We start from the raw sequence: 25470 nt of genomic DNA on the forward strand, positions 1-25470 counted from the left end.
CCAGGTATTGTTTTTGATCTATCATCGGTTGCCGGGTTGAGCAAGTGCTGGACCCGGCAACTTCATGTTATCTCTAGACGACGCTGAGCTCTACGAACGCTTGCGGCGGTAAAACCAAATCAAGCCGCCAGCGCCCACACCCATCAGCAAACCGCTTGTGGCCGGTTCAGGGACCAATGCGCCATCGAAGGCGACGCCGCCAAGGAGCAGGTTTCGGTTGCCCGTATTGTTATTCTTGAGCTGCACCTTAAAGACGTCGCCTGCCTGCGCGTTATCGATGTCGAAGAAATACCAGTCCGTCACGGCGTCACCCGCAGTCAGTCTTTGGAAACCCGAATCCGCCGTGCCGCCAGTAGTCTGATAGACACGTATTTGAATTTCCGTCAGGCCAAACGAGTTGTCGGTGTTGTCCCACAGCATCGACAGACGGATGGACTCCGGCGCATCGGCGCCAACAGTAATCGTGAGGAAATCACTCTCCGTGCCCGCCGCCGCGCCATTCATATACCAGGAGCCAGACACCACATCATTGCCGCTGGCGTCCAGTGGATTGTCGATCTGTGCATAGCCGGCGTTGCCACCATAATTCGCCATGTGCGCAGTGATGTCGGAGATGTAGCCCGGAAGCGACTCGCCCACCGAACCGGCCATGTAGTAGCCATCCGTGCCGAGCACGCCGTTGCTATCGATGTCCAGTGGCTTATCGGGATCGCCAGCCGAGCGCCAGCCCGCCGGGTCATTGGAGTAGGTCTCCATAGACAGCTGCGAACCCACGTAAGTGACCGTGGCTGCGGTGAGGGGAAACGCCAGTACGCTGGCAGACAGAGACGCAAAGAGACCTTTGCCGGGCAAAGAAGGAACATTCATGGGTAAATAAAACAACGGGTGATTGGCTGTAAATGTTACACCTCACCTGCAAATTTGCAAAATGAAACGCGGCAAAAAATGGAGCCGCATCCACTGCGCCCGAGGGGGGGCTAAAACCGCCTCTATTCAATTTATCAAAGAACAAGAATCCCGCCCGCTCGCCGAAAATACAGCGCAGGTGGGGCGACTCGGCTTAGGGGCCAAGACAGGAACGTCGACACGGCGCTGGGCAGACTGGCATAGAGCGTCCGGCGTGGAGTTCATTTACGACAACATTGGGCGTCGTAAGCCGGGCACTTTACACCTACCCGGCGGCGAATGGGCCCATTGACGCAATGTTCACACGCTGGCGACTCGAAAGCCCCCGCATGGCGTCGACTGGGATACCTCGGCGGCAGGCGCTAAGGCGGATGGTGGTGGGTGGAGAGGTTCATAAGTGCGTAAGGTGTGTAGGTGGGTAAAAGTTGCGAAGCGGTGGGAGCGCGAAGCTTCAGCGAGTGCTACCTCCGTGCAGCCGAATAAGTGATCAATAAAACACTAAACAAACCACACCTATCCTCCAACAAAAAAGTGAACGCACGATCATTTTGTTAGTGAGTAGCTCTCACTAATAATCCGCGCTGGGAACCAACGACTTACGCACGCGAAACGCATGACTCCCAGCACGCGAATTCGCTTTCCCGTGGGGCAGGAGCCAACACTCGCACAAGCTTCGTGTCCGGCAGGGAGCCAGCGCCCGAAAATATTCTCCCCCAAAAAAGCTACGACCAACTTGATTTAAAACCGTTTATAGGATTACCTTGACGCAAAGATATAAATCTAATCTTATAAGCACTATGAAAAAAGCCACCATACTCATCACCAGCCTGCTAACGACGCTGAGCGTATTCGCTGAGCAATATACTTACAAGATCGATCCCAATCACTCGGGGGTCAATTTCGCGGTTCGCCACTTCGTGAATGACGTCAACGGCAGCTTCGGCAAGTTCTCTGGTACCGTCACCGTCGACACGGAAGATGCGACCAAGAACTCCGCCAAGGCGACCATCAACACCGCCAGCGTCGACACCAATAACGACAAGCGAGACAGCCACTTGCAAAAGAGTGACTACTTCGATGTCGCCAAGTTCCCGGATATGACCTTCGAGACGACCAAGTGGGTGAAGAGCGGCGACAAAAAATACCAAGTCACAGGAAATCTGAGTCTGCTAGGCGTCACGAAACCTGTCATGCTTGACGTCGAATATCTCGGCGCCGTCGAAGGCTCCGGGCACTACAAGGGCATGGAAATCGTTGGTTTCAAGGGCACGACCAAGATCGACCGCACAGACTGGGGCCTGAGCGCGGGTGGCCCAATCGTAGGCGACGACGTGGAAATCACCATTTCCATTCAAGGCCACCGCAAGCTGTAAGCCCAGCGGACAGTAACATTTTCAACCCGATCGCATCACGCGGTCGGGTTTTTGTTTTTCAAGTGGCGAAAAATCCTCATGATGCCCACTTGTGAGTCTGCCCACCACCCAGCTACGCACCCTCCAAATTGCCCTCCTGGGAGTGGCCCTGCTGTTGGCCGGTTGCGCCAGCTATCAGGACGACACCAAGGCGCTGCGCAATGCCTGGAAAGCCGGTAACGACGCCTCCGCCGCCTCCATCGCCGCTGCCGCTGCGGCCGACAAAGATGACGGAGTCGACCAGATTGTTTTCCGCTTGGAAGAAGGCTCGGCCCTCCGCGCTGCGGGCAATTACCAGGCTAGCATCAAGGCTTTTGACGACGCCGACGCCGAGATGAAGCAATACGACGCCGGCGCGGAAATCCGCCTGGCCGCCGAAGCAGGCGCCACGCTGACCAACCTCAGCTACCTGCCCTACACTGGCACGGCCTACGACAAGATCATGCTCAACACCTACCAGGCGTTGAACTACCTGCAGCTCGGCCAATACGACGACGCCCGCGTATTCCTCAACCGCGCCCTCGAGCGCCAGCGCGAAGCCGTGAACGACAACGCACAGCGCATTGCCGAAGCCACCGCCGCCGCCGAAAAGTCATCCGACAAAGCCAAAGCATCGAAATCTTCCAGCCAGCAGAATCAGAATTACGACGTCGAGCGCGCCGAACGCGACCCGCAGTTTCAGCGCAACATCAGCTCGGTTTACGGCTACCTCGACCAGCTCAAGGCCTACGCGCCCTACGTCAACCCGTTCACGGTTTACCTCGACGGCGTGTTCCACCTGGCCCAGGCTGCCGACCTGCCTGATGTCGAGCGCGCAGCGAAGGACTTCCAACGCACGGCGTCGATGATCGGCACCAATGATTACCTGGCAGGGGACGACGCCGCAGTCAAAGCGCTGCTCTCCGGGCAGCCCATGACACCGGCGACCTATGTTTTCTTCGAGACCGGCATGGCCCCCTACCGTGACGAGACCCGCATCGACATCCCGGTGTTTATCTTTGGCGCCAAGGGCGTGCCCTACGTCGGCGCCGCCTTCCCGAAGCTCAAAATGACCGGCCAATACGTGCCCTACCTCGATGTCGCCGTCGGCAGCCAGACTTTTCGCACCAAGACCCTGTGCAGCATGGACTCCGTGATCGCGCAGGAGTTCGACAACGAGTTGCCGATCATCATCACCAAAACGCTCATCAGCGCTGGCGCCAAAGCCGCCATCACCTACGGGCTTTACGAGGCAACGAAGGACAACAGCAACGTCGCCACCGCCATCATGATCGCGGGCGCCATCTACCAGGCCGCCATGAACAGCGCCGACCTTCGCAGCTGGATCACGCTGCCCAAGGAGGTGCAGTTTGCGCGCTTCGCCACGCCAGCGAGCCGGAAATTGACGTTGACCCAACCCGTTGGTGGCCAGAAGATCACGGTCACGTTGGAACCCGGCGTGGTCAACGTAGTCTACGTTAAAAGCAACAGCAATATGGCCCCGCTGCGGGTCACCCAATTTGTCCTCAAACCCGATCCTACCACGAATGAAACGCGTTTGTTATAGCCTGCTCGCCGCAACGTCCTTGGCCTTCCTGGCCGGTTGCAATTCGGTCAACACCGTCGAACCCGCCAGCCCCAAGGCTGAGCCCAACCTGATTGCGATCAAGAAGGTGGACACCGACCCCGCGCTGGCGCGCAAGGTCACCGTGCTCGACGTCAACGAAGGCCAACGCGGCGACCTGATGTTTGTGCAGGTGCAGGTGGAAAACCAGAACTACGGCCCCGAGGACTTCAATTACCAGTTCACCTGGATCGAGGCCGACGGCTTCGAGGTCCAAAGCCCGCCCGCACTCTGGAAAAGCGGCTTCATCCTTGGCCGCGAAAAAGTTTACCTGACCTCCATTGCGCCAAACCCGCGCGTGGTGGACTTCCGCCTGAAGCTCCTCGCCCGCGAAACCTACAACGCCACCGTCGGCCAAGGCACCCGCCCCCGCCGCGGCTACTAAGACAGGAAACTCACGCCAAGACGCAAAGCCGCAAAGAAATGGACGAGAATGCGATCAGCAGAATAGTCGTAAATGAGGCTTTGAAGATACACCGTGAGTTAGGCCCCGGGCTCTTGGAATCAGTCTACGAAGTAGTTCTGGCCCAAGCGCTAACCCAGCAAGGCCTTCAAGTTGAGCGACAGGTAAAAGTTCCGATACAATATAACGGAATCAGTTTCGATGAAGGCTTCCGAGCCGACATTCTAATCAACAAGAAAGTAGTTTTGGAACTCAAGTCAGTAGAGCAGGTAAATAAGGTGCACCACAAACAGCTCCTCACCTATATCCGCCTGATGAAAGTAAACCTTGGCCTCTTAATTAACTTCAACTCCCCCCTCATCAAAGACGGTATCCATCGTGTAGTGAATCAACTCGCAGCGTAAAACTTTGCGCCTTTGCGTCTTTGCGTGAGTTTCATTTCGTATTTCTGGGAATCAACATTTAAAGAACAGCACCATGAAGACACGCCTTGCCTTGCTTAGCCTTGCCGCGTTGCCGGTTATTTTCTCCGGTTGCGCCTCCTCGGGAACCCCTGGCCGCGACGCCCGCTATGTCGACTCCGAGGGCACGCAGACCATCGTCAGCCTCGACAAGATCAACATCCAGGATTGGTCCAACGCCGCCGACCAAATGGTGCAAAGCATGCTCCTGAGCGGCGTCCTCGATCGCGCACCCACGCAGCCCGCCGTCCTCGGCATTGGCCGCATCACCAACAAGACCACGCAGCAGGTCGACACCGATTATTTGACCAAGAAGATCCGCGTCGCGCTCAACCAGAGCGGCAAGGTCGTCACGACCACCACCTACGGCCTTGGCAACTACGCCGAAGACGAGCTGGCCCGCCAGACGATGGAGATCCAGAAGTTCGAGAACAACGACACCAGCACCCAGCCGCTGCCGTTCTTCACCCTCTCCGGCAAGCTGCTGGAAGACCGCGCGTCGGCTGGCAAGACGAACCAGGTCACCTACACCTTCCAGCTCAGCCTCACCCAAACCAACAACGGCCTCGCCGTCTGGGAAGACGAGAAGAACATCACCAAACAAGGCCAAAGAAACGCGGTTGGCTGGTAAAGGCCAACCAACCGCATTCCGCAACGAGATATTGCTTGTAGAAATTCTTGGAGTGCGACAGCGCTCAATGCCGGTGAGATGGACACAGTAGAAGCCTGATCTGAATTAAAAACAACGGATTCACAAGCGTTACTGTCACACCGCCGTCACGAATTCCTGAATGGCTGGAATTTTGCCTTGGCTAACCGCTTGCGCTGGAAAAAGATGCACGCATGGCCAAACGCCTTTTGGATGACTTCAGCCACCGGCTGACTTGGGACGAGCTCGATACCGATTGGTTCGCGCGCCTCATCGACCTCGCCTGGCGCGAAGACCTCGCTGGTGGCGGGCTCGACGCCGTGCCCAGCGGCATTGGCGACGCCACCACCGAAACCGTCATCCAGCCCGGTCGCGGTGAAGCGCGCCTCATCGCCCGCAAGCCGATGACCCTCGCCGGCCTGCCATTGGTCAACATGATCCTGGAGCGCTACAGCAGCGGCGCCAAGCACGCAAAGTTTCGCACCGAGCTCGCCGACGGCGCGCACGTCGCCGCAGGTCACTGCATCGGAGTGCTCCTAGGCGAAAAGAGCGTCATCCTCACCGCCGAGCGCGTCATCCTGAATTTCCTCCAGCGCCTGACCGGCGTCGCCACCGAGACACAGCGCTACGTCGCCGCGCTGGGCGACTCCCCCACCCGCCTGCTCGACACCCGCAAGACCACCCCTGGCTACCGTGTGCTCGAAAAATACGCCGTGGCCTGTGGCGGCGGCTGGAATCACCGCATCGGCCTTTACGACCGCATCATGCTGAAGGACAACCATTTGGCCGCAGAAGGCGCAGACAAGGGCGCCCGCCTCGCATCCGCCGTCAAGCTGGCCAAGCGCAAGCGGCCCGACCTCGGGGTGGAAGTCGAAGTCGACGAGTTGGAGCAAATTCCGCCCGTCCTCGAAGCCGGCGCCGACGTCATTATGCTGGATAACTTCGGCAACGAGCGCTTGAGTGAGGCAATATCTCTAATTGGTGACAAATCTTTAACCGAGGCAAGCGGTGGCATTACGATTGAGCGCCTGCCCTCCCTCGCCACGCTCGGGCTGGACTTTATTTCGACCGGCGCAACCGTCCACCAGGCCGCTTGGGTGGACATTGGACTCGACTGGCAATGAACGATTCCATCAACGAAGCCGAGCTCAGCCTGATCGCCGCCTTGCGCGACGCGCAGCCCGGCTTTGTCTCCGGTGAAGAGCTCGCGGACAAGCTGGGCGTCTCCCGCGTAAGCATCAAGAGCCGCATCGACCGTCTCAAGGAAGCCGGTTTCGAGATCGACGCCGTCCGCCGCCAAGGCTACACGCTCGTTGGCGAGCCCGAGGCGCTTCATCCGCTGCTCCTTGAGCTGGAGCTCCGCGCGCTGGGCACGGATATCCACTGGATTTTACTCGAAGAATGCGCCAGCACCAACGACGAGGCCATGCGCACGCTCACCGACGGCGCGAGAAGTCCCCTTGTGGTGATATCGCGCAAACAAAGCGCCGGTCGCGGCCGCCTGGGACGCCGCTGGCACAGCGACGACGGTGGCAACCTCATGCTCAGCTTTGGCGTGCGCCCGGGCAAGCCGCCCGCGTTCATGCAGCGCTTCACGGTGTGGGTCGGCCTCCGGTTGGCGGCCAAGCTTTCCGCCTACAGCGGCGTAAAGGTTAAAGCCAAGTGGCCCAACGACTTACTGATCGAAGGCCGCAAGCTGGCCGGTATTTTAACGGAAGCCCGTTTGGACTCCGACCGCATGCGTGAGCTGATCCTCGGCCTCGGCCTGAACATCAACAGCGCCGTGGATACGTGGCCCGTCGAAGTGCGCAGTATCGCCACCAGCCTGAGCCACGCCAGCGGCCGTCGTTTCTCCATGAGCGCCGCAACCGCCCTCGTCCTGAACGAGCTCGTCAACGCGTTTGACGACTACCAAAACGACAACATCGATGCCGAAATGCAGCAGCTTTGGGACGAACTCTCCGCCATAAACAACCAGTCGGTGACAATCTCCACTTACGAAGGCGCTGTGACCGGCGAAGTGGTCGGCATCGACTCAACCAGCGCCCTGCAACTGCGCTTGCCGACGGGTGAAATTAAAACCTACGCCGCGGGCGATGTCAGCTTGAGCGGAAATTACCAAGCCTAGCGCGCCATGGCGGAAGTATTGGTCATCGATATCGGCAACACCTCCGCCCACTGGGCCGTAGTGGCGGATAGGCGCGTCACGCAGCGCGGCGATGTCCACCGCGATCACTTAATCACGGAGTTGCCGACTATTCTCTCCGCCAGCAATGGACCGGTCAGCTGGTGCAGCGTGGTGCCAGCGACCGCCGATAATTTATCCGCCGCACTCAACGCCGCAGACCGCCCCCACTGGCGTCTCACCTGTGACGACGCGCCCGGTCTGACCATCACCTACGAACGCCCACAGCAAATTGGCCAAGACCGCCTGGCCAACGCCCTCGGCGCCCAGGCGCTCGTCAGCGAGTCCGTAGTCGTCATCGACATGGGCACGGCAACCACCTTTGACATCGTGTCCGCAAGCCAAGGCTTCATTGGCGGCATCATCGCGCCGGGGCTGGCCTCGATGACGCACTACATGCACGAAAAAACCGCGCTACTCCCGCAACTCTCGGAAGAAGATTTCGACCCGTCACTGCGCATTGGCCGGAGCACGGTCCAAGCGATGTCCGTCGGCTGCACCCGTGGGTACCCGGGCATGATTCGCGGCATGCTGGAAGGCGTGCGCGAGGAATACGCCGCCCTCGGCGAAGCAGAGCCCGCCGTCGTCCTCACGGGCGGCGCCGCGCGGGGCTTTCTCCGCGACGCGCTGGCGGAATTCCGCGCCGAGCCAGATTTAACCCTTCTGGGCTTGGCCGAGGCGCAGCGCAGACGAATAGCCATCGCTGACGGATAAGCCCCGTTTGATACTTGATTTAGGGCGGAACTTTCCCTTTGCTCTGCCGGTTTAAAATACAGCCCTAGTTGGATTTTCAGTGAACGAAATTGTGGTTAGGGCTGTCAGAAGTTCGCATCGTGCCAGAGGAGCAACCTAAAGAATCCCCACCACCCGCCATTGAAGTCATCGGCCTGACGAAGCGCTACGGGCGCGTCAAGGCGATCGACGGCGTGTCTTTCCGTGTTGAACCCGGTCAAATCGTCGGCTTCCTGGGGCCTAACGGCGCGGGCAAAAGCACCACGATGCGCACCATTTGCGGCCTCCAGCCGGCGAGCTCCGGCATTGTGCGGATCTGCGGCATCCCCGTGGCCACGAACCCCTACGAGACCAAGCGCCACATCGGCTACATGCCCGAGCACAACCCGCTGCCCGAGGACATGCGCGTGCTGGAATACCTCCGCTACCGCGCCCGCCTCAAGGAAGTGCCGATGGGTAAGGTCAAGGCCCGCGTCGATGAGGCCATGGAAATTTGCGACCTTCAGCGCAAGGCCCGCCGCAAGGTGATTGGCGCCTTGTCCAAGGGCTACCGCCAACGCGTGGGCATTGCCGACGCCATTTTGGCCGAACCGGATGTGATCGTGATGGACGAGCCCACGATCGGCCTCGACCCGCACCAGATCCTTTCCATCCGCAACCTGATTGACAACCTCCGCGGCCGCATGAGCGTGATCATCTCCAGCCACATTCTGCCGGAGATCGAGAAGTCCTGCGACCGGGTGATCATCATCAATCAGGGCCGTATCGTGGCCAACGGCAACTCCGCCGACTTGCGCAAGGAGTTCCTGCCCAAGACCACCTACCGCCTGAACGTCAACCTGAACAAGGGCGACCTCGCCCGCGTGCTGGCCGGCGTCCACCACGAGCTGAGCATCGACACCTCCACCCCGCTCGACGACGATTACTGGGAGCACCGCTGCAAGGCACCTTCCGAGCTCGTCCTCACGGAGCCTATTTTGGAAAACCTCCAGCGCGCCAACGCCCGCATCCGCGAGCTGGCCCGCCTTCAGCCCAACCTCGAAGACATTTTCATGGCCGCCACGCGCCGCAGCTGGGATGAAACCGCCGCGCCGTTCAAGGGCCGCACCCGCCCCGGCGTCCCCATGCCGAAGCACTAACCCATGCGTCACTTTTTCACCTTATTTCTTCACGAGCTCCGGATGCTGCTCATCGCACCGGCCAGTTATGTCGCGGCAGTGCTTTACATGCTGCTCATGACGTTCGTGTATTATATCTATCTGAACACCGCCGCCTCCGAACCGTCGGACTCCACAGTGGCAGAAATGTTTTTCCAGACCTTCTGGATTCCGGTGTGTTTCATGATCCCGCTACTCACGATGAAGTCCATCGCCGAAGAGCGCCGCCTGGGCACGCTGGAAACCCTCATGACCACACCTGCGACCGCACTACATATCGTGCTGAGCAAGTTCCTGAGCTGCTATTTCTTTTATATTTTCCTGTGGACTATGACGATCCCCTTCCCGTTCATCGTCCACTACTACGTCGGCGAAAGCGTGCCGCTGAACCTGCTGTTCAACCCCGCCTCGATGATCGGCGGCTACAGCTTCATTGCGATCAGTGGCCTGCTCTACATTGCCGTGGGCATTTTCGCCAGCAGCATGACGCGTAACCAGCTCGTCGCTGGCATGCTGAGCTTTTGCATTTTGTTCGTGGTCATCCTCGCCGGCGCGTTGATGGTCAAACTGCCAATGTTGGACTCCAACTGGATTCAGCAGTCCTACGACCTGGTTAATTACGTTAACTCGTTTGAACACCTGGCTGACTTCAGCCGTGGCGTGCTCGACTCCCGCCCGCTCTTCCTCTACGGCAGCCTGACCATGCTGCTGCTGGGCATCACCACCCTCATCGTCGAAAGCAAAGCATGAGCGCCCTGGAAGATTTTCGCGTAGCCCGTTGGGTCAAGCGGCTCAACCGCACGATCCAAATCACCCTCTCGCTGACGCTGGCCATCGCGCTCAATTTGATCGCGGCCAAGCACTTTCTGCGCGAGGACATTACCCGTACGCATCGCTACTCGCTGGCGCCGGAAACCCTGGCCTACCTCCAGCAGATCGATGAGCCGATCCGCATCATCGTCACCGAGCCGACAAACAGCCAGTCATCCGAACTTGCGGAGTTATTTCTAGAGATCCAGAACCTCCTGCGTGAGTTTGAATACGCTGCGCGCATCAATGGCCAGAGCAAGCTGAGCGTCGACTACATCAATATTTACAAAGACAGCCGCGCAACGGAAGAGCTTGTCCAGAAATACAATGTGAAGCCCGAGGAAGAGGCGCAAATCGTCGTCGTGGTAACCTGCGGCGACGACTACCACGAAGTTTACCTGACGGATCTTTATAAAGACACCGCCGTCAACGAAAAGGTCTTCACCGGCGAACAGGCCGTGACCACCGCCATCCTCGACGTGATACGCGCTGAGCCGACTACACTCTACTTCACCACGGGCCACAGTGAAATGAGCTTGGAAGACGTCTCCGAGCGCCGCGGTCTTTCGCAGATGGCGACCTTCCTGAAAAAACGCAACTACCGCGCCAAGGCGCTCGACTTGACCAGCGTCGCCGAAGTCCCTGAAGACGCCAATGTGGTCATCGTGGCGGCGCCGCAGATCGCCTTCATGCCCGAGGAGCAGGAGAAGCTGCGTAAATACCTCGACGAGCGCGATGGGCGCCTAATCGTGCTGCTCGATCCGGCCATCAACCACGGCCTAGACAACCTCTTCTACGACTGGGGCGTCCTCGCGGACGACATGATCGTGCTCGAAGCATCGGACAACTTTATCGCCTCCGGCGGTGACATGATCGTGGCCAAATTTGCCGAGCACCCGACCACGGAGTATATTTTAAAGAACAACATCAAGAGCCTCTTCGGGCTGAGCCGTCCGGTCCGCATCGACCCGGGCTCTCCACTGGACGATCGATTGCAGGCCGTGGAGCTCGTCGGCTCCTCCCCTATGAGCTGGGGCGAGCGCAACTACCGCAACGAGTCCTCGCAATATGACCCTGCCAGCGACCTCGCGGGCCCCGTCAGCATGGCCGTCGTGTCAGAGCGCGTCACCGGCTCCGACCTCGGGCTCGACCTGCAGGGCGGCAAACTGGCGGTGTTTGGCAACTCCGGCTGGCTCGGCAACGCGAAGTTCAACCGGGGCGCCAACCCGATTCTCTTCAATAGCGTGCTCAACTGGATGTTAGAGCGCGACGAAATGGTCAACATCCCACCCCGCGTCATTGAGCGACATCAGCTCTTGATTAGCCGGGACGAAGCCCTTCAAATTTACTTCCGCCTGCTGGCGCTTCCCGGAGCGGTCGCGTTAGTCGGCCTGATGATCCTCATGCTACGCCGCCGATAATTATGCGTTGGAAACTCACATTCGTGCTCCTGCTGCTCAATGCGGCCGCGTTCGCCTACCTTTACTACCTCGACAACCGCGAGGACCCGCGCGCCGCGCAAGCCGCTGACACCTCGCTCGTGCTGCCGGAGTCCAGCGACATCGTGGGCATCACCGTCACCTCCCGCGGCGAGGATGGCCAAGACCAGGTGCGCTCGCTCAAGAAAGACGACCGCACCGGCTGGCAAATCGACCAGCCCGTCAAATGGCCGGCCAACGAAAACGCCGTCCAAAAGATTCTCGACCAACTTCGCTTCCTCGAAAAGGAAACCCGCATCCCGCTGTCGGACATTGAAAAGCACGGCCAGGGCTTGGCTGACTTCGGCCTCGACCCCGCGAAGTTCGAGCTGATCCTGACCGCCCGCGACGGCGAAAAGACCAAGCTCGAAATCGGTTCGCCGACCCAAATGGGCAATCGCCTTTACATCATGGCACCCGGCGGCAAGGAAGTGTTGGTCGTGGGCGACGAGCTCCTGGGCTCCATCGCCGCCCCGCTCTCCGAGCTCCGCAACCAACGCATTTTCGATGTGCCCGTCTTCGAGCTGGAAAGCCTTTCCGTCCAATCGCAAGCCCAGCGCATCCGCCTCGTCAAGGGGGCCGACGGCTGGTCGTTTGAGACGCCGGTTCCCGCGAAGGCCGATGACCAACTCGTCCAAAACACGCTGGCGTTGATCGTTGGCCAGCGCGTCGTGCGCCTGATCCCCACTGGGCAAATCAGCCCCGAGCTGGCCGGGTTGACCACGCCTTCGCTCCGCGTCACCCTCGGCGGCAACAACCGTCGCCAGACGCTGCTGCTCGGCGGCGAAGTGCCGAACCTCCCCGAAAACACCCCGCCTCAGTATTACGCGCGTCTCGAAAACGGCGGCGACGATACGACCATTTTCACCGTCAACCAGAAGCCCTTCGAGCACCTGACCCGCGCCCAGGAAGAGCTCCGCGAGCGCCGCATTTTGCGCTTCGATCCAGCCAAGGTGACCGCGCTGGAAATCAACCGCGCTGGCAAGACTCTGACCCTCCAGCGCCTCGAAGCCCGCAGCGCAGATGAGCCCCCCGCCTGGCAAAGCGTGGCCAAGGGCGCCAACGGCGGCCCCGTCAAAACCGAAGCCGCGTCGACCTCCCTCGTCGATGCGCTCATCACCGAATTGCACAAGCTGGAAGTCGTGGCGTTCGTCAGCGATGCGCCGGCGCCGAGCGACCTTGAAGCCTGGGGCCTCACCGATCCGGTCGCCAAGGTAACGATCAAAGCCAGCCAGGACTGGACCCTTTTGCTCGGCAACAACATCAGCGCCTCCAACGAAACCAATCCGCCGCACTGGGCCAACCCGCGCAACCTTTACGCCAAGACCGCCGACAAGGCCTCGGTTTACGCGGTCGATCTCGGCATCCTCGGCGCCATGCGTGCCGACGCCCTGGCCTACCGTAGCCGCACGCTGACCAGCCTGCCCAAGGACGCCCGCGTGGAGTCGATCAAGATCACCGACTTGGAAGCCAACAAGGTTCTTTTCGAGCAAAGCATCAAGACCGACTCCCAGACTTGGCCCACCGCGTTGGCCGACGACAACGTGGACCGCGCCGAAATCCTGACCATTGTTGACACGCTGAAGGACTTCCACGTTAAGGAATACCTGATGCCGGAATTCAAGGAGCTGCCGAACCTCCCCTGGCGCTACCGCCTCGATGCAGACATCATCATCCCAGGTGGTGATGGCAGCAGCGAAAAGCGCTCTTACTCCTTTACCATCCGCGACGGCATCCGCCAGGTTGGCGGCTCTCCCCAGCAAAAAGTCACCTTCCTGCTGACCTCGGATCTGATCGACGCACTCTTCCCGCTAACGCTCGGCAAGAACCCGCCGGGAGCGCCGCGCAGCCCCGAGGAAGTGCTCGACGCGCCCGTCGACGCGACCAAGAATCAGCCCGCCCCCGCGACCCCGTCCCAGTAATTGCCGTCCCGCGAATAAGGAATATTTACAAGTGACCAAAGAACTTGGATGATGTGAAGCAATGCGCTGGCTCCGACTGATTGGCCGAGGAATACATTACGTGGTAAACACGTTCTTGGTCCTGTCGTTTTGCCTCTTTGCTGCACTGATCATCTTTGTGCTGCGGGACAGCACCACGCCCGTCCCCCCGCAGGTGGTGAAGCTTCTTGACGAAGAGGCCGCCAAGCATGGACTTGAAGTCAAATTTGATGCTCTGGAGCTAGACCTACGCGGGGTCATTTCTGCCCGAGATCTGGAAATTTTCACCACCGGCAATTCCGATCCCATCATCGAGGCTGACCTGCTCCAGGCCAACCTGAGCATCGTCAACGCGCTATTGGGCGATTTCGAGCCTTCGCAAGTCACGCTGCACAATGGCCGCTTCTATGCGCCGCCAGTCATTTCCCCCAATGGCCAGCGCGAAGAGCTAATCAACAAGCTCTATGTCGATCTTTCCCGGAAGGGGCAAAACTGGAAAATCAACACCTTTATCATGGAGGTGCTGGAAGCGCGCGCCCAAGTCTCAGGCAGCTTTTTCACGCCCTTGCCTGGGGTGGAGGAAAGCCAGCCCAGTGATCCTCCGCCCGACATTACTGGCATCTATATCGATACCTGCGAAGAGATGTTTCAACTCAAAGCACTTTTTGAGCGCTTCGAAGACTGCATTCTCACCGTGGAAATTTCCAACGAGCGCAACGGGCCACTGCTGACATCAGCCAAGGCCTTCATCGATGGCTACTACGACCAGGAAACCCAGGTCAAATATGGAGCCGCCAATTTGGAGCTAAAAACCAGCCTGGGAGCTGATGGCATTCTCCGCCCCAAAGGGCCAGGCCATCTTTCCTTGAGCAGTCTCCAGTGGAAAGACTTGGTAAAAACGGGCTTCACCGAAGCGCATCTGCGTTTGAGCAACGGCGTAAAGGGCATTAGCGATTTGCCAACATTCGCCGAATTTTACTCCTACAACATTGAAGCTTGGGGGATGCCGTTCGACGGCGCATTTGCCAGCATCGACATGAGCCAAATTGAGAGCAAAGGCCGCGTGAAGGGCGATGTCATGGTAAAAAGCGGACGCTACTGGATGGCCTTCAAGGGGCACTTTCATCCCAAGGACGAATCCGGCCACATCAAGATGCGCGCGCGCTGGAATCCCAAATTCATCCTGCAATGTTCGGCCTTGCCCACCGATGACATACCAGAAAATATCGAGGTCGGAGGCCGCCCTTATTGGCAGGCTTCCGTGAAGCTCGAGCCAGGCATGAAGCCCACGAACTCCCAATTTGCAGTCACCCTGGCCAACGTCCGCTATGAGGACATCCAGCTCGAAGCCGCCCACGTGGAAGGCAGCATCACCGAAACCGCCCTCGATCTCTATTCAGTAGACCTCTACGCCAAAGATTATCAGGTATCAGGCAACTACTATCAGGACTTCAAAAAAGGCGCCTACCACTTCCAGGCTGCTGGGACCGTCTGGCCACACCTGCTCAATGACATCATCGACGAAGACTGGTGGAATGAGTTGTGGGAGAGCATTCAGTTTAAGGACAAACCACCCCATGCCGCAATTCAGATGTCCGGCAAGTTTGGCGTGGACGGTTCCCAAAACCGGATCTACGGAAAGGCCAGCCTGGAAGACGCGCACTATCAGGGCTACGATGTGAGCCAGGCCTCTGCCCGTATTTGGCTGACCCCGCAGACGCTCGACCTGTTCGACTTCCATCTGAAAGACCCAGCTGGCGAAGCACAAATAAACCTGCATTGGCAATACCTGCCGAACAACGAGCAGGAATACATATCCTTCCAGGGGCAGACTCATGTGCCACTGGTCATGGGTGCGAGCTTCGCGACCGAAGACGCCGTGCCCATCGCCAAAATGTTCCCCTCCAAGGAAACACCGCGTCTGGACCTTGCAGGCCTCGTTTACTGCGATCACTCCGAGCACCCGGGGGACATTTACCTGAAGGCCCACGCGCTGTTTCCGAGCAATTTTGAGTTTCAAGACATCCGCTTTGATCACGGGAACTTTGTGGTCGCGCTAACGCCTAAGGAAATCCGCATTCCGCAGAGTGACCTGGGCATGGCTGGCGGAAAGGCCACCTTGCAAAGCATCATTGAACGCCAGCCCAACGACCAGCTTTACGTCAAGAGCGCAACTATCAACCTAACCGACAACACGCTCTACAAACTCTACGAAGCGCTGCCCTTCCTCCGCGTCGCCCGCGCCAAGCAAGACGCCATGGACAAAATCAACCAAGCCAAGGGCGGCGATAAACAACGCCCCTTTGAGGAGCGCTATGCCGGGCTCGTAAACCTGAAATTCCACACCCACGGCCAACTGCCCGACATCGATCAATTTATCGGCATGGGCAACTTGTCACTCTCAAAAGCTAACCTCGGGCAGCTCCACCTGCTGGGCGGCTTGTCCAGCTTCCTCTATTCGATTGGCTTGCACCTGGGCACACTCAACTTTAACGCTGCAAGCACGGACTTCACCCTCGCTCAGAGCAACCTCTATATCCCCAACGGCCGCATCACCGGATCCACGGGCGAAATCAGCGCCAATGGCAACTTCGACATCGAAAACGAAAACCTTGATTTCCGCCTCACGGTTCACCCCTTCGGCAATGTGCAAACCCCCATTGTCAGCCAAATGCTCTCCGTGCTCAGCCCACTGGCCAATACCTTCGAAGTCGAGCTGAAGGGCACCCTGACCTCGCCGAATTACAACATATCAGTTGCCCCGCTAGCGATCTTCACCGGCCAAGATAAGGTCGAAGATAAGAATGCGGACTACATCAAGTCTGGCAATCAATCTGCAGTAGACGCCGAAAAGGCCTCGCAATAGCGAATGGCCTCCTGCATTCGCGTTACATTAATTTTCCGGATGCCCTTCATATGGAACATGTCGGTAATGCGCGTCCCCTGGTCGTCGAAGTCATCCTTGAAGACGCGAATTATTTGCCCGATCGTTGTCTTCTCATAGTGCGACCACAGCACGCGCAGCTCATCAATTGCATCAAGCTGACTGCCGGAAGATTCCCGCAGGTCGATAAGCAAGCTCACCGGTTCATCAAACAAAACCAGCAAGGGCACGATCTCCTCGCGTATGTCGCGGACAATCTGCGCATCGATCTGGTCACAGATGTTGAGAAGAATGCATTTCTTCTCCAAATTGGCGGTAATTAGATAGTGTTTGTCCATCGCTCGATACTTTAAGACAACGAGTATGCAAATATTCTTCCAATTATTTTCGGCAGAGCATTTAACCGTTCATTTGGCTACCAGAGCAGAAGATGAAATAAGATGCTACCTCATTTTCGGTGGGAGATAGCAGCGCTGTGCCACGGCCTGAAAAAGCCTACTTAGGAAACTCGGAAAAGCCTAGGTAGGAAACTGGCCAAAGCCTATACGGTTGTTGCCGAAAAGCCTACTTAGGAAACTGGAAAAGAACCGCTCGGTTCTTTCCCCAGTACAGCATCGGTTATCCAGCAAGTACAGCCACTGTTGTTGCTTCAGTACAGCTACGGTTCTTTTTGAAAACACAGGTGTGGGAATTGAAAAGCACCCTGGATGACATCACCGAACGTCAAAAAGCTGGTGGATGATTTCATGGCAGAGATCCACTTCGAAAAATAATCCGAAAGGCCTGACCACTGAACCTCCGCCTAGCCGTATTCCCACCAAAACTTAGGTTGAATGTTGAAAAAACCCGCCGAGGTGCAGATTTAACGTGATTTTTGCGCAAAAGGGGTCATTTAAGGTGTTTTTTACGTTAAAAATAGACATTGCGCCATCAACAAAGCCTAGCCTAGTCTGTGGCGTTTTTTAATTCCCCGGAATAAGCCGACTAGGACTACTCGCACACTCACCAACTTGCTTATGGACATTAAGGAGATCAAACAGATCGTCGAACTGATGAAACGTTCGGACCTGACCGCGTTTGAAATTGAGGAAAAAGACCTCAAGCTCAAGATTTGCCGCGACTCAGGCAAAGTCGTCGCCGTGCCTACGGCGGCCCCGATTGCAGCAGCGCCCGCTCCCGTCGCCGCTGCTGCTGCTGAGCCGGCTGCCGCCGCTGCTCCGGCCGCCCCGAAGGACGAACCCGGCGTGACCATCATCAAGTCTCCGATGGTTGGCACGTTCTACCGCGCGGCCAGCCCGGACAGCAAACCCTTTGCCGACGTCGGCGCCAAGGTGAAGCCGGATTCCGTCGTCTGCATCATCGAAGCGATGAAGGTCATGAACGAGATCAACGCGGAAGTCTCCGGCTCGATCACGGAAATCCTCGTCGAAAACGGCCAAGCCGTTGAATACGGTCAGCCCCTGTTTAAGGTAAAGGCCTAAACGAACCCCTTTTGCAAACGCGTCGGCGGCAGCCCCAGGCTCCGACGACGCGTGCGATTATCCATGATTCAAAAGATACTCATTGCCAATCGGGGCGAAATCGCCCTGCGCATCGTGCGCGCCTGCCGCGAACTCAACATTCGCACCCTCGCCGTCTATTCTGAGGCCGACGAGCAGAGCCTGCATGTGCAACTGGCTGACGAAGCCATCTGCATCGGGCCGGCCCCCTCCTCCGAGAGCTACCTGAAGGCCGACCGCATCATCAGCGCCGCCGAGATTGCCGACGTGGACGCGATTCACCCGGGCTTTGGCTTCCTTTCGGAAAACGCCGAATTCGCCGAACAGTGCGAAAGCTGCAACATTAAGTTCATCGGCCCCAAATCCGAAACCATCCGCCTGATGGGGGACAAGGCTATGGCCAAGGAAGTCGCCAAGCGCGCCAAGGCGCCGACGATTCCAGGCAGTGATGGCCCCGTCAGCAGTGAGGTGGAAGCCGTCAAGATTGCCAAGGAGATCGGCTTCCCGGTCATCATTAAGGCAGTCGCCGGCGGTGGCGGTAAGGGCATGCGCCTGGCGCACAACGCCATGGCCTTCGCCAAGGAATTTAATACCGCGCGCCAGGAAGCCGAGAAGGCCTTTGGCAATGGCGATGTTTACATCGAAAAATACATCGAAGAGCCGCGCCACATTGAGTTTCAGATCCTCGCCGACGAGCACGGCAAGGTGCTTCACCTTGGTGAACGCGACTGCTCCGTGCAGCGCCGCTATCAGAAGCTGATCGAAGAAGCGCCCTCGCCTTACCTCGACGACAAGCTCCGCGCCAAGATGGGCGCCGCAGCCGTCCGCATTGCGGAAGAATGTGGCTACCAGAATGCCGGTACCGTCGAGTTCCTAGTCGATAAGAACGGCGACTTCTACTTCATCGAAATGAACGCCCGTATCCAGGTGGAGCACGGCGTCACCGAGGAAGTCACCGGCCTCGACCTGGTGAAACGTCAGATCCGCATCGCCAGCGGCGAAAAACTCGAACTGGAGCAGAAGGACATCAAAATCCTCCGCCACTGCATCGAGTGCCGCATCAACGCCGAGGACCCGACCCGCAATTTCGCACCCTGCCCGGGCGAGGTGAAGTTCTACTACACCCCCGGCGGCCACGGCGTCCGCATCGACTCCCATGTTTACCAGGGCTACCACGTGCCGCCGCACTACGACAGCATGGTGGCCAAGCTCATGGTCTACGGTCGCACCCGCGAAGTCGCAATGGACCGCATGTATCGTGCGCTCAACGAATACATGATCCGGGGCATCCGCACCACCATCCCGTTCTGCGCCGCCGTCATGAAGGACCCGGTCTTCCGCAGCGGAGATGTGACCACCAAATATATCGAAGAGTTCCTCAGCCGCACGCCACGGGACGTCTTCACCATCGACGATTCCATGTAACTCAGTCGCGAAAATGCCGGTTTTTCGACCGGCTTTTTTCGCGATCAAAGATTGAACAAAGGCCGATTTGTCCGTAAACATTTGGCTATAAACCATAAAAAACATGCCAGCGAATAAGAAAGCCGAAGCTCCGGTTGACGAACCGGATCAACACACTATCCCCGTGCCGACCGAAGAGAGCGACGCGGTTGACGAAATTAAAATCACGTTCCAGGTGGTCGCAAACATCGTCAAGATGTCCACGATGGAGGTCGATGGCGTTTACTCCGTGAAAGATGGAGCCGATGGTATTTGGGAGACTTTTGGCGGTCGCAAAAGCGAAAAAGGCGTCGAAGTTATCGAAGATGAAGCCGGTGAATACGCAATTAAGATCCACGTGGAGCTGCTCTTCGGCGTCAAGCTGGCCGACACGGCTAAAATCATCCAGCAGCACGTGCGCCACCAAGTCGAAGAAATGACCGGTAAGAACGTCAGCAAGGTTGACGTTTACATCGACGGCGTTCGTGAAGTCGCAGCCAAGGTCGAAGAAAAAGACACCTGGAACCCACCTCACACAGACTAAGCTGAATTTATATGAATTGGGATAGCATCAAGGAATGGCTCCTCAGCCTCTACAACGCCTCGTTCTCGTTCGAGAACCCGACGTGGTGGCAGTGGTGGCTTGGCGCCGCAGGCGTCATCCTGGTGCTGATCATCATCTTCCGTCTGCGCACCTCCAGTAAGAACTTCCGCGTCTTTCGTGATGAAAGCGGCGTCGCGGAAACCACCAACGCCGCCCTGCGCGACTTGGTGCGCATTGCTTGCGACGGCGTCGAAACCGCCAGCAAGCCGAAGATCAGCTTCAAAAAGAAACACGGCCGTATCAATGTGGACATCCGCGCCAAGCTCTACCAAGGCCAGCGCCTTGGTGAAGTTCGCGACCTGATGCGCCGCCGCGTGACCAAGATCTTCCAGGACACCCACGGCATTCTCGTGGGCGATGTCAGCTTCACCGCGACCGGCTTTAAGAAAAGCGGCAGCAGCCCCGACGTTGATTTCGAAGAAGAATTTCAGCCCACCCTCAAAGCGGAGCCCAAGCCCGAGCCCAAACAAGAGCCCGAACCGGTGATCGCACCCGCGGTTGATGAGCCTAAGGCTGAAGAACCCAAGCCCGTTGAAGAAGCACCGGTCGAGGAGCCCAAGAAAAAGGGTGGTCTGTTCGGTGGTTTTGGCGGCAAAAAGAACAAGCCGGTCATCGTCGATGAAGAGCCTAAGAAGGATGTCGACGAATCTCTGGAAGACGACGAATTTTCTGCCCTTTTGGCTGAAAACGACGACAAACCCGAGAAGAAATCCTAAGCGGAACTGCCTCCGATGAGCACGCTATGGCCGACGCCTCCCCGCGTCTACGGTATCCTCGATACGGGATACGTGGTGCCGGAAAACTGGATTTCCAAATGTCAGGCCCTCCTTGATGGCGGCGCTGATGTCATTCAACTGCGCGCCAAGGGCAGCACCCGCGATCAACGTCGCCAGCTACTGGAGTCCATTTTGCCGCTGTTTGCGTTGTCCAGCACGCCGCTGGTATTGAACGACGACTGGGAGCTCGCCCTTGAATACGAAGGCGTTGGTGTCCATGTCGGGCAGGACGATTCACCCGTGGAGGAAGTCCGCGCAGCGCTTGGGCCTGACCGCGTCCTAGGCCTCTCGACCCATTCGCCAGCCCAAGCCGACGGTGCCATCGCTCTGGCCAATCAGCTGACTTACTTTGCCGTGGGCCCAGTGTTCGCCACCCCCACGAAGCCCGACTACACGCCGGTTGGCCTGGAGCTCGTGCGCTACGTCGCAGAGCAACGCCCCCCCCTGCCGTGGTTCTGTATCGGCGGAGTCAAACGTAGCAACGCCTGCCAAGTCATCGAGGCAGGCGCGCAAGCGTTAGTCGCGGTGTCCGATATCCTGTGCGCCGACAACACCGCCGCAGCGACTCAGGAATTACGGGCAACTTTCGTCTAGCGGCGTGAAGCACTAAGCTTCGACGCCGAAACGATAAATGGTGGTCGAGCGGAAGGTCTCGTCCGGATAAAGTACGCCCTTGCCCAGCTCGGGGCAATTGACGGCGTTGGAGTAATCGTGCGCTTCCAGACACAGGCCACTGTGCAGACCGTAGCAACCCGTCTTGCCGGGTTCGTTTTCTTCCATCTGCGCGCTGGTGTAAAGCTGGAGGTAGGGCTCCGTGGTCAGCGTTTCCAAGGTGCGGCCGGATTGCAACTCACGGACACGGGCCACGAGGCGTGGCGCTTCAGTTTGACCGCCGGGCAGGAAGTAGCCATCGCCGTGATGCTGATGCAGACCTTCCACACGATCCGCGATAATCGCCGGCTCGCGGAAATCATTGGGCTGACCTTCCACGGAACGTTTCTCGTCCAGCAGCGTCATGTCGTCCGCGCAAACGGCGTATTCGCTGGCGAGCACCTGAATCTCGTGATCGAGAATCGTGCCTTCGCCCTGCCCCTTCAAATTGAAGTAGCTGTGGTTGGTGACCACGAGCGGCGTCGCCTTGTCCGTGCGGAAAGTGTAATCGATGACCAGCTCATTGGAATCGGTCAGCGAGTAATCGACTTGGCCTTCGAGGTTGCCGGGGTAGCCATTGGAGCCGTCCGGATCAGTGTGCGTGAGGCGCAGCTTGTCCTGACCATCTTCGGTGACGATTTCCGCATTCCAAAGGAACTTATCGAAGCCCTTGAGGCCGCCATGCAAGTGGTTTGCGCCATTGTTGAGCGCGAGTTGGTAGTCGACGCCGTCGAGGGTAAACTTGCCAGCAGTTAAGCGCCCGGCTACGCGGCCGGTCATCGCGCCAAAGTGCGGGTGACCCGCGAGATAGCCAGCTAGGTCAGCCTTGCCCAGCGCAATATCGGCCATATTGCCTTCGCGGTCGGGCGTCAGGATTGAAACAACGATACCGCCGTAATTGGTGATCGTCACCGTGAGGCCGTTGGCGTTGGTCAGCGTGAAAAGTTGCACGTCCTCTCCGGTCGGAAGGACGCCGTAAGCGGCGGAGGTAATGGACATTTTTCGATTTCAGCTCACAGGGGCGGAGCTGGGTTGCTGTGTTTCGTCAAAGAAAACAAACTTTAGCGACATACCGGCAACAAAAAAGCCCAGAATGAACATTGCGACGCTAATAGTAGGAATCAACCAGTTCTCAGTAGAAAAATTCATGGCCATGAATACCAGTGCTGTCAGTGGGCTGATCATCATGAAGATGGCGGGGATCAACGCGAAGCGGTAGCCCATGCGGCGGTCTTTCAGGAATACGATGAATGTGATCAACGCCAGGCCCGCCATCATTTGATTGGTCGCACCAAAAAGCGGCCAAAGCGCCTGCCAGGCGGGCACACCGTTGAAGTCCTGCACTGCAACAAAAGCTGGAACCAGAATCACGCCCAAGGTGCCAAGGTAACGCGCCGTCCCGCCTTCCCAGCTAAACATCTCCGACAAAATAAAGCGCGCCAGCCTCGTGCAGGTGTCGAGGGTCGTCAGCAAAAAGGTGCTCACCGTCAGCGCGGTAAATTCCCGCCCCCACTCTTGCGGAATGTGCAACGAGTTCATGAAGACCGCTGCTCCCGTCGCAAATATCTCAACCGGCTTTTTGCCTTCTATATCGCCTTGGCTCAGGATCGCAATCGACGCCAACGCAAACACTGCGAGCAAGCCCTCCACCAGCATGCCGCCGTAGGCGACAGGTTTCACGTCACTCTCGCGCTCCACCTGCTTGGAGGTCGTCCCGCTGGCCACCAAGCTGTGAAAGCCACTGCACGCGCCACAAGCCACGGTGATGAACAGCACGGGGAACAGGTATAGCGGGCTAGCGCCATCTCCACTCAATCCGATGAAGACCGGTGCTTGCAGGGTACGCCCCGAAAATAATAGGCCCACAATCCCGAGCAGCATCATCGCATAGAGGAAGATCGAGCTCAGGAAATCTCGCGGCTGCAGCAACACGTTAACCGGCAACACTGCGGCCACGAAACAGTAGATAACTATCAGCGTCAGCCAGGAGCTTTTCGAAATGCCCTCAGCTGGCAAGTAGTGCCCGGCGAGCAATCCGACGAATGTCAGCGGAATGAAAATCATCAACGTGACGCTCCACGGCAGCCCCTTCCAGCGTAACACTTGCCCAAAGGCAACCGCGCACATGATGAACCACCCTGACGCAGTTGCGACCGACGGCGCTGAGGCGAATGTACCCGCAGTCAGATCCAAGAAAACAATGATCACATAGATTAAAGCCAACAGCAGGAAAACGCGAAAGAACACCCCGGTCTGCGGGCCAACCAGCGACTTAGTGATCTCTGTGATCGTGCGCCCACGGTAGCGAAGCGACATCAGCAAGCTGCCGAAGTCATGCACGCCCCCAAAGAAGAGCGCGCCCACCAGGATCCATAGCCAAGTCGGCCCCCAGCCAAAATACATCGTCGCCAAGATCGGCCCGACTATAGGGCCGGCACCAGCAATCGAGGAAAAGTGATGCCCAAACACCAGCGACGCCCGAGTCGGCACGTAGTCCACGCCGTCGTTCTTTTCTACCGCAGGCGTTTCACGCGCATCATCCACCTCACATCGACGGCACAGAAAACGTCCATACAGGCAATAACCAAGAGCAAAAACAATCAGCGAGATTAATAGAATCGTTACTAGCATCAGAAAAGGAGCAACAGAGAAACTCAGGAGCTTGAGTCATAAACCCCGCTAATGCCAGCAAATACCCAGGTGCTCTAAGAGGGCGTCTAAAAAGTCTGATCGAGTCGGCGAGATGTATTCGAGAGGCAAAATTCCGGCTTCTGAATCGAGGCGAAACCAGTTTCGTCGAGATGAAGAAATGATATTTTGACCTCGAAGACGCTCTCCGGCGAAGACCACTTGAGTTTTTAGACGCCCTCTAAGATCCGATAGTCATCAAATCCTCGGGATTTGTGCTTTCTGAAATGCTCTGGTTTTCATTCACATGCCGACGTTCTTCCAATTGTGCCCGGATTTCGTAGGCCTTGGATTCGGTGATCAGGCAAAAGCAGGCTAGGACAATGGTCATTGCGAGAGCCATTACTGGTATGAAGGTGAAGCAGATACGCACCCCCAATATGATCTGTTCTGACTGTGCGCTACTGATCGTTGCGTCAAATCCGGTCCCCGATCGCACATTGCCGGACGCCAGAAGCGCAACAGGCCCCCTCTAAATTATTTATTCGCAGCGGGTTGCTTTTCGAAGAGCTTGGCGTATTCACCGTAGCCTTCCTTTTCGAGGTCGGCCACGGGGATGAATTTCAGCGAGGCCGAGTTAATGCAGTAACGCAGGCCGCCGGGCCCAGGACCATCCGGGAACACGTGGCCCAAGTGCGCATCCCCCGTCTTGGAACGAACTTCGACGCGGGTCATGAAATGCGAATTGTCCTCCACTTCGACAATCTCTTCCTGCTCGATGGGCTTCGTGAAACTGGGCCAACCGGTGCCGGAGTCAAACTTGTCAGTCGAGGCAAAGAGCGGCTTGCCGGAAATCACGTCCACGTAAATACCCGGTTCCTTGTTGTTCCAATACGCATTGCGGAAGGCGGGCTCAGTTCCCTCGTTGCACGCCACCTGATACTGCATCGGGGTGAGGCGTGCACGCAACTCTTCGTCGCTCGGGCGCTGGTAATCGGAGTTACTCTCGGTCATGGCTGGTGTATCGGTCTTGGCAGGTTTGCGGGTTTCGGACTCGGCGTTGGAGATGCTCCATATGATCAAGCCACCGACAATGGCGACAGGCGCGAGGTATTTAACAAGATGTTTCATGCTTCATTCGTCTGGCTAGTGCACAATACCTTACACAGAAAAGGGACCCAACGCAACCGCTGGGCCCCTGTCTTTTATAATAAACGTGTCATTCGCCGTGGTGGACAATGCGAGAAGC

General features: G+C 57.8%; 24 protein-coding genes. 19 read left to right on the forward strand and 5 right to left on the reverse strand.

Going from position 1 to position 25470, the window contains the following annotated elements; all coding sequences use genetic code 11:
* Positions 1-90: 90 nt before the first annotated feature.
* Complete coding sequence (locus RBB62_RS13025) at positions 91-867, reverse strand: PEP-CTERM sorting domain-containing protein (protein ID WP_309399348.1); 777 nt, start codon at positions 865-867, stop codon at positions 91-93.
* 61 nt (positions 868-928) lie between these two features.
* Between RBB62_RS13025 and RBB62_RS13030 the strand changes: the two genes are divergently transcribed.
* The 14 genes from RBB62_RS13030 (at position 929) to RBB62_RS13095 (ending at position 16602) form a co-directional block, all read left to right on the forward strand.
* Positions 929-1198, forward strand: coding sequence for a hypothetical protein (locus RBB62_RS13030; protein WP_309399350.1), 270 nt, complete (start codon positions 929-931; stop codon positions 1196-1198).
* Between the two features lie 505 nt (positions 1199-1703).
* A complete protein-coding gene (locus RBB62_RS13035) occupies positions 1704-2279 on the forward strand; it encodes a YceI family protein (RefSeq protein WP_309399352.1) in 576 nt (191 codons plus the stop codon).
* Positions 2280-2370: 91 nt separating this feature from the next.
* Positions 2371-3864, forward strand: a complete 1494-nt coding sequence (locus RBB62_RS13040; protein WP_309399354.1) for a COG3014 family protein — start codon at positions 2371-2373, stop codon at positions 3862-3864.
* A complete protein-coding gene (locus RBB62_RS13045) occupies positions 3845-4306 on the forward strand; it encodes a YcfL family putative periplasmic lipoprotein (protein ID WP_309399356.1) in 462 nt (153 codons plus the stop codon). The genes RBB62_RS13040 and RBB62_RS13045 overlap by 20 nt, the downstream gene beginning before the upstream one ends.
* A gap of 38 nt (positions 4307-4344) precedes the next feature.
* Complete coding sequence (locus RBB62_RS13050) at positions 4345-4728, forward strand: GxxExxY protein (RefSeq protein WP_309399357.1); 384 nt, start codon at positions 4345-4347, stop codon at positions 4726-4728.
* A 73-nt stretch (positions 4729-4801) separates the two neighbouring features.
* Positions 4802-5416, forward strand: a complete 615-nt coding sequence (locus RBB62_RS13055) for a penicillin-binding protein activator LpoB (RefSeq protein ID WP_309399358.1) — start codon at positions 4802-4804, stop codon at positions 5414-5416.
* A gap of 212 nt (positions 5417-5628) precedes the next feature.
* The gene (nadC, locus tag RBB62_RS13060) at positions 5629-6558 is read left to right on the forward strand and encodes a carboxylating nicotinate-nucleotide diphosphorylase (protein WP_309399359.1); all 930 of its coding nucleotides are present in this window, start codon (positions 5629-5631) and stop codon (positions 6556-6558) included.
* Positions 6555-7562: a biotin--[acetyl-CoA-carboxylase] ligase gene (locus tag RBB62_RS13065; protein WP_309399360.1), complete on the forward strand. Its 1008-nt coding sequence runs from the start codon at positions 6555-6557 to the stop codon at positions 7560-7562. Before nadC ends, RBB62_RS13065 begins: the two co-directional genes overlap by 4 nt.
* Before the next feature lie 6 nt (positions 7563-7568).
* Positions 7569-8333, forward strand: coding sequence for a type III pantothenate kinase (locus RBB62_RS13070; protein WP_309399361.1), 765 nt, complete (start codon positions 7569-7571; stop codon positions 8331-8333).
* A gap of 119 nt (positions 8334-8452) precedes the next feature.
* Entirely contained in the window at positions 8453-9490 is a 1038-nt protein-coding gene (locus RBB62_RS13075; protein WP_309399362.1) for an ABC transporter ATP-binding protein, read from the forward strand.
* 3 nt (positions 9491-9493) lie between these two features.
* Positions 9494-10258 carry an ABC transporter permease gene (locus RBB62_RS13080; RefSeq protein ID WP_309399364.1) on the forward strand — a complete coding sequence of 255 codons (765 nt, stop codon included), beginning with the start codon at positions 9494-9496 and terminating at the stop codon, positions 10256-10258.
* A complete protein-coding gene (locus RBB62_RS13085) occupies positions 10255-11739 on the forward strand; it encodes a GldG family protein (protein ID WP_309399365.1) in 1485 nt (494 codons plus the stop codon). Before RBB62_RS13080 ends, RBB62_RS13085 begins: the two co-directional genes overlap by 4 nt.
* 2 nt (positions 11740-11741) lie before the next feature.
* Positions 11742-13718 carry a DUF4340 domain-containing protein gene (locus RBB62_RS13090; RefSeq protein ID WP_309399366.1) on the forward strand — a complete coding sequence of 659 codons (1977 nt, stop codon included), beginning with the start codon at positions 11742-11744 and terminating at the stop codon, positions 13716-13718.
* Between the two features lie 100 nt (positions 13719-13818).
* Complete coding sequence (locus RBB62_RS13095; protein ID WP_309399367.1) at positions 13819-16602, forward strand: AsmA-like C-terminal region-containing protein; 2784 nt, start codon at positions 13819-13821, stop codon at positions 16600-16602.
* On the opposite strand, the gene RBB62_RS13100 is transcribed toward RBB62_RS13095, so the two are convergent.
* Complete coding sequence (locus RBB62_RS13100; protein ID WP_309399369.1) at positions 16566-16958, reverse strand: hypothetical protein; 393 nt, start codon at positions 16956-16958, stop codon at positions 16566-16568. The two genes, RBB62_RS13095 and RBB62_RS13100, sit on opposite strands and share 37 nt — an antisense overlap.
* 678 nt (positions 16959-17636) lie before the next feature.
* On the opposite strand from RBB62_RS13100, the gene accB reads away from it, so the two are divergent.
* The 5 genes from accB to thiE all read left to right on the forward strand — a co-directional run bounded on the left by accB (position 17637) and on the right by thiE (position 21536).
* Positions 17637-18101: an acetyl-CoA carboxylase biotin carboxyl carrier protein gene (gene accB / locus RBB62_RS13105; protein WP_309399370.1), complete on the forward strand. Its 465-nt coding sequence runs from the start codon at positions 17637-17639 to the stop codon at positions 18099-18101.
* Between the two features lie 63 nt (positions 18102-18164).
* Positions 18165-19544, forward strand: coding sequence for an acetyl-CoA carboxylase biotin carboxylase subunit (accC, locus tag RBB62_RS13110; protein WP_309399372.1), 1380 nt, complete (start codon positions 18165-18167; stop codon positions 19542-19544).
* A gap of 103 nt (positions 19545-19647) precedes the next feature.
* The gene (locus RBB62_RS13115) at positions 19648-20106 is read left to right on the forward strand and encodes an Asp23/Gls24 family envelope stress response protein (protein ID WP_309399373.1); all 459 of its coding nucleotides are present in this window, start codon (positions 19648-19650) and stop codon (positions 20104-20106) included.
* Between the two features lie 11 nt (positions 20107-20117).
* Positions 20118-20882 (forward strand): hypothetical protein, encoded by a 765-nt coding sequence (locus RBB62_RS13120; RefSeq protein WP_309399375.1) that lies wholly within the window; start codon positions 20118-20120, stop codon positions 20880-20882.
* Between the two features lie 15 nt (positions 20883-20897).
* Positions 20898-21536: a thiamine phosphate synthase gene (gene thiE, locus RBB62_RS13125; RefSeq protein WP_309399376.1), complete on the forward strand. Its 639-nt coding sequence runs from the start codon at positions 20898-20900 to the stop codon at positions 21534-21536.
* Positions 21537-21548: 12 nt separating this feature from the next.
* On the opposite strand, the gene RBB62_RS13130 is transcribed toward thiE, so the two are convergent.
* The 3 genes from RBB62_RS13130 to msrB form a co-directional block, all read right to left on the reverse strand.
* Positions 21549-22592, reverse strand: a complete 1044-nt coding sequence (locus RBB62_RS13130) for an aldose epimerase family protein (protein WP_309399377.1) — start codon at positions 22590-22592, stop codon at positions 21549-21551.
* 9 nt (positions 22593-22601) lie between these two features.
* The gene (locus tag RBB62_RS13135; RefSeq protein ID WP_309399378.1) at positions 22602-24224 is read right to left on the reverse strand and encodes a carbon starvation CstA family protein; all 1623 of its coding nucleotides are present in this window, start codon (positions 24222-24224) and stop codon (positions 22602-22604) included.
* Between the two features lie 534 nt (positions 24225-24758).
* Positions 24759-25352 (reverse strand): peptide-methionine (R)-S-oxide reductase MsrB, encoded by a 594-nt coding sequence (msrB, locus tag RBB62_RS13140; protein ID WP_309399379.1) that lies wholly within the window; start codon positions 25350-25352, stop codon positions 24759-24761.
* Between the last annotated feature and the right edge of the window lie 118 nt (positions 25353-25470).

Source organism: Cerasicoccus maritimus, assembly GCA_031296935.1.
In the GTDB taxonomy this organism is placed as follows: domain Bacteria; phylum Verrucomicrobiota; class Verrucomicrobiia; order Opitutales; family Cerasicoccaceae; genus Cerasicoccus; species Cerasicoccus maritimus.

What these genes read in the sequence shown, in the direction of transcription:
- RBB62_RS13100 (WP_309399369.1), bottom strand. Translation starts at nt 16,958, where the DNA reads ATGGACAAACACTATCTAATTACCGCCAATTTGGAGAAGAAATGCATT.
- RBB62_RS13115 (WP_309399373.1), top strand. Translation starts at nt 19,648, where the DNA reads ATGCCAGCGAATAAGAAAGCCGAAGCTCCGGTTGACGAACCGGATCAA.
- nadC (WP_309399359.1), top strand. Translation starts at nt 5,629, where the DNA reads ATGGCCAAACGCCTTTTGGATGACTTCAGCCACCGGCTGACTTGGGAC.
- RBB62_RS13065 (WP_309399360.1), top strand. Translation starts at nt 6,555, where the DNA reads ATGAACGATTCCATCAACGAAGCCGAGCTCAGCCTGATCGCCGCCTTG.
- msrB (WP_309399379.1), bottom strand. Translation starts at nt 25,352, where the DNA reads ATGAAACATCTTGTTAAATACCTCGCGCCTGTCGCCATTGTCGGTGGC.
- accB (WP_309399370.1), top strand. Translation starts at nt 17,637, where the DNA reads ATGGACATTAAGGAGATCAAACAGATCGTCGAACTGATGAAACGTTCG.
- RBB62_RS13030 (WP_309399350.1), top strand. Translation starts at nt 929, where the DNA reads ATGAAACGCGGCAAAAAATGGAGCCGCATCCACTGCGCCCGAGGGGGG.
- accC (WP_309399372.1), top strand. Translation starts at nt 18,165, where the DNA reads ATGATTCAAAAGATACTCATTGCCAATCGGGGCGAAATCGCCCTGCGC.
- RBB62_RS13070 (WP_309399361.1), top strand. Translation starts at nt 7,569, where the DNA reads ATGGCGGAAGTATTGGTCATCGATATCGGCAACACCTCCGCCCACTGG.
- RBB62_RS13090 (WP_309399366.1), top strand. Translation starts at nt 11,742, where the DNA reads ATGCGTTGGAAACTCACATTCGTGCTCCTGCTGCTCAATGCGGCCGCG.
- RBB62_RS13055 (WP_309399358.1), top strand. Translation starts at nt 4,802, where the DNA reads ATGAAGACACGCCTTGCCTTGCTTAGCCTTGCCGCGTTGCCGGTTATT.
- RBB62_RS13130 (WP_309399377.1), bottom strand. Translation starts at nt 22,592, where the DNA reads ATGTCCATTACCTCCGCCGCTTACGGCGTCCTTCCGACCGGAGAGGAC.
- RBB62_RS13135 (WP_309399378.1), bottom strand. Translation starts at nt 24,224, where the DNA reads ATGCTAGTAACGATTCTATTAATCTCGCTGATTGTTTTTGCTCTTGGT.
- RBB62_RS13080 (WP_309399364.1), top strand. Translation starts at nt 9,494, where the DNA reads ATGCGTCACTTTTTCACCTTATTTCTTCACGAGCTCCGGATGCTGCTC.
- RBB62_RS13085 (WP_309399365.1), top strand. Translation starts at nt 10,255, where the DNA reads ATGAGCGCCCTGGAAGATTTTCGCGTAGCCCGTTGGGTCAAGCGGCTC.
- RBB62_RS13025 (WP_309399348.1), bottom strand. Translation starts at nt 867, where the DNA reads ATGAATGTTCCTTCTTTGCCCGGCAAAGGTCTCTTTGCGTCTCTGTCT.
- thiE (WP_309399376.1), top strand. Translation starts at nt 20,898, where the DNA reads ATGAGCACGCTATGGCCGACGCCTCCCCGCGTCTACGGTATCCTCGAT.
- RBB62_RS13045 (WP_309399356.1), top strand. Translation starts at nt 3,845, where the DNA reads ATGAAACGCGTTTGTTATAGCCTGCTCGCCGCAACGTCCTTGGCCTTC.
- RBB62_RS13050 (WP_309399357.1), top strand. Translation starts at nt 4,345, where the DNA reads ATGGACGAGAATGCGATCAGCAGAATAGTCGTAAATGAGGCTTTGAAG.
- RBB62_RS13035 (WP_309399352.1), top strand. Translation starts at nt 1,704, where the DNA reads ATGAAAAAAGCCACCATACTCATCACCAGCCTGCTAACGACGCTGAGC.
- RBB62_RS13120 (WP_309399375.1), top strand. Translation starts at nt 20,118, where the DNA reads ATGAATTGGGATAGCATCAAGGAATGGCTCCTCAGCCTCTACAACGCC.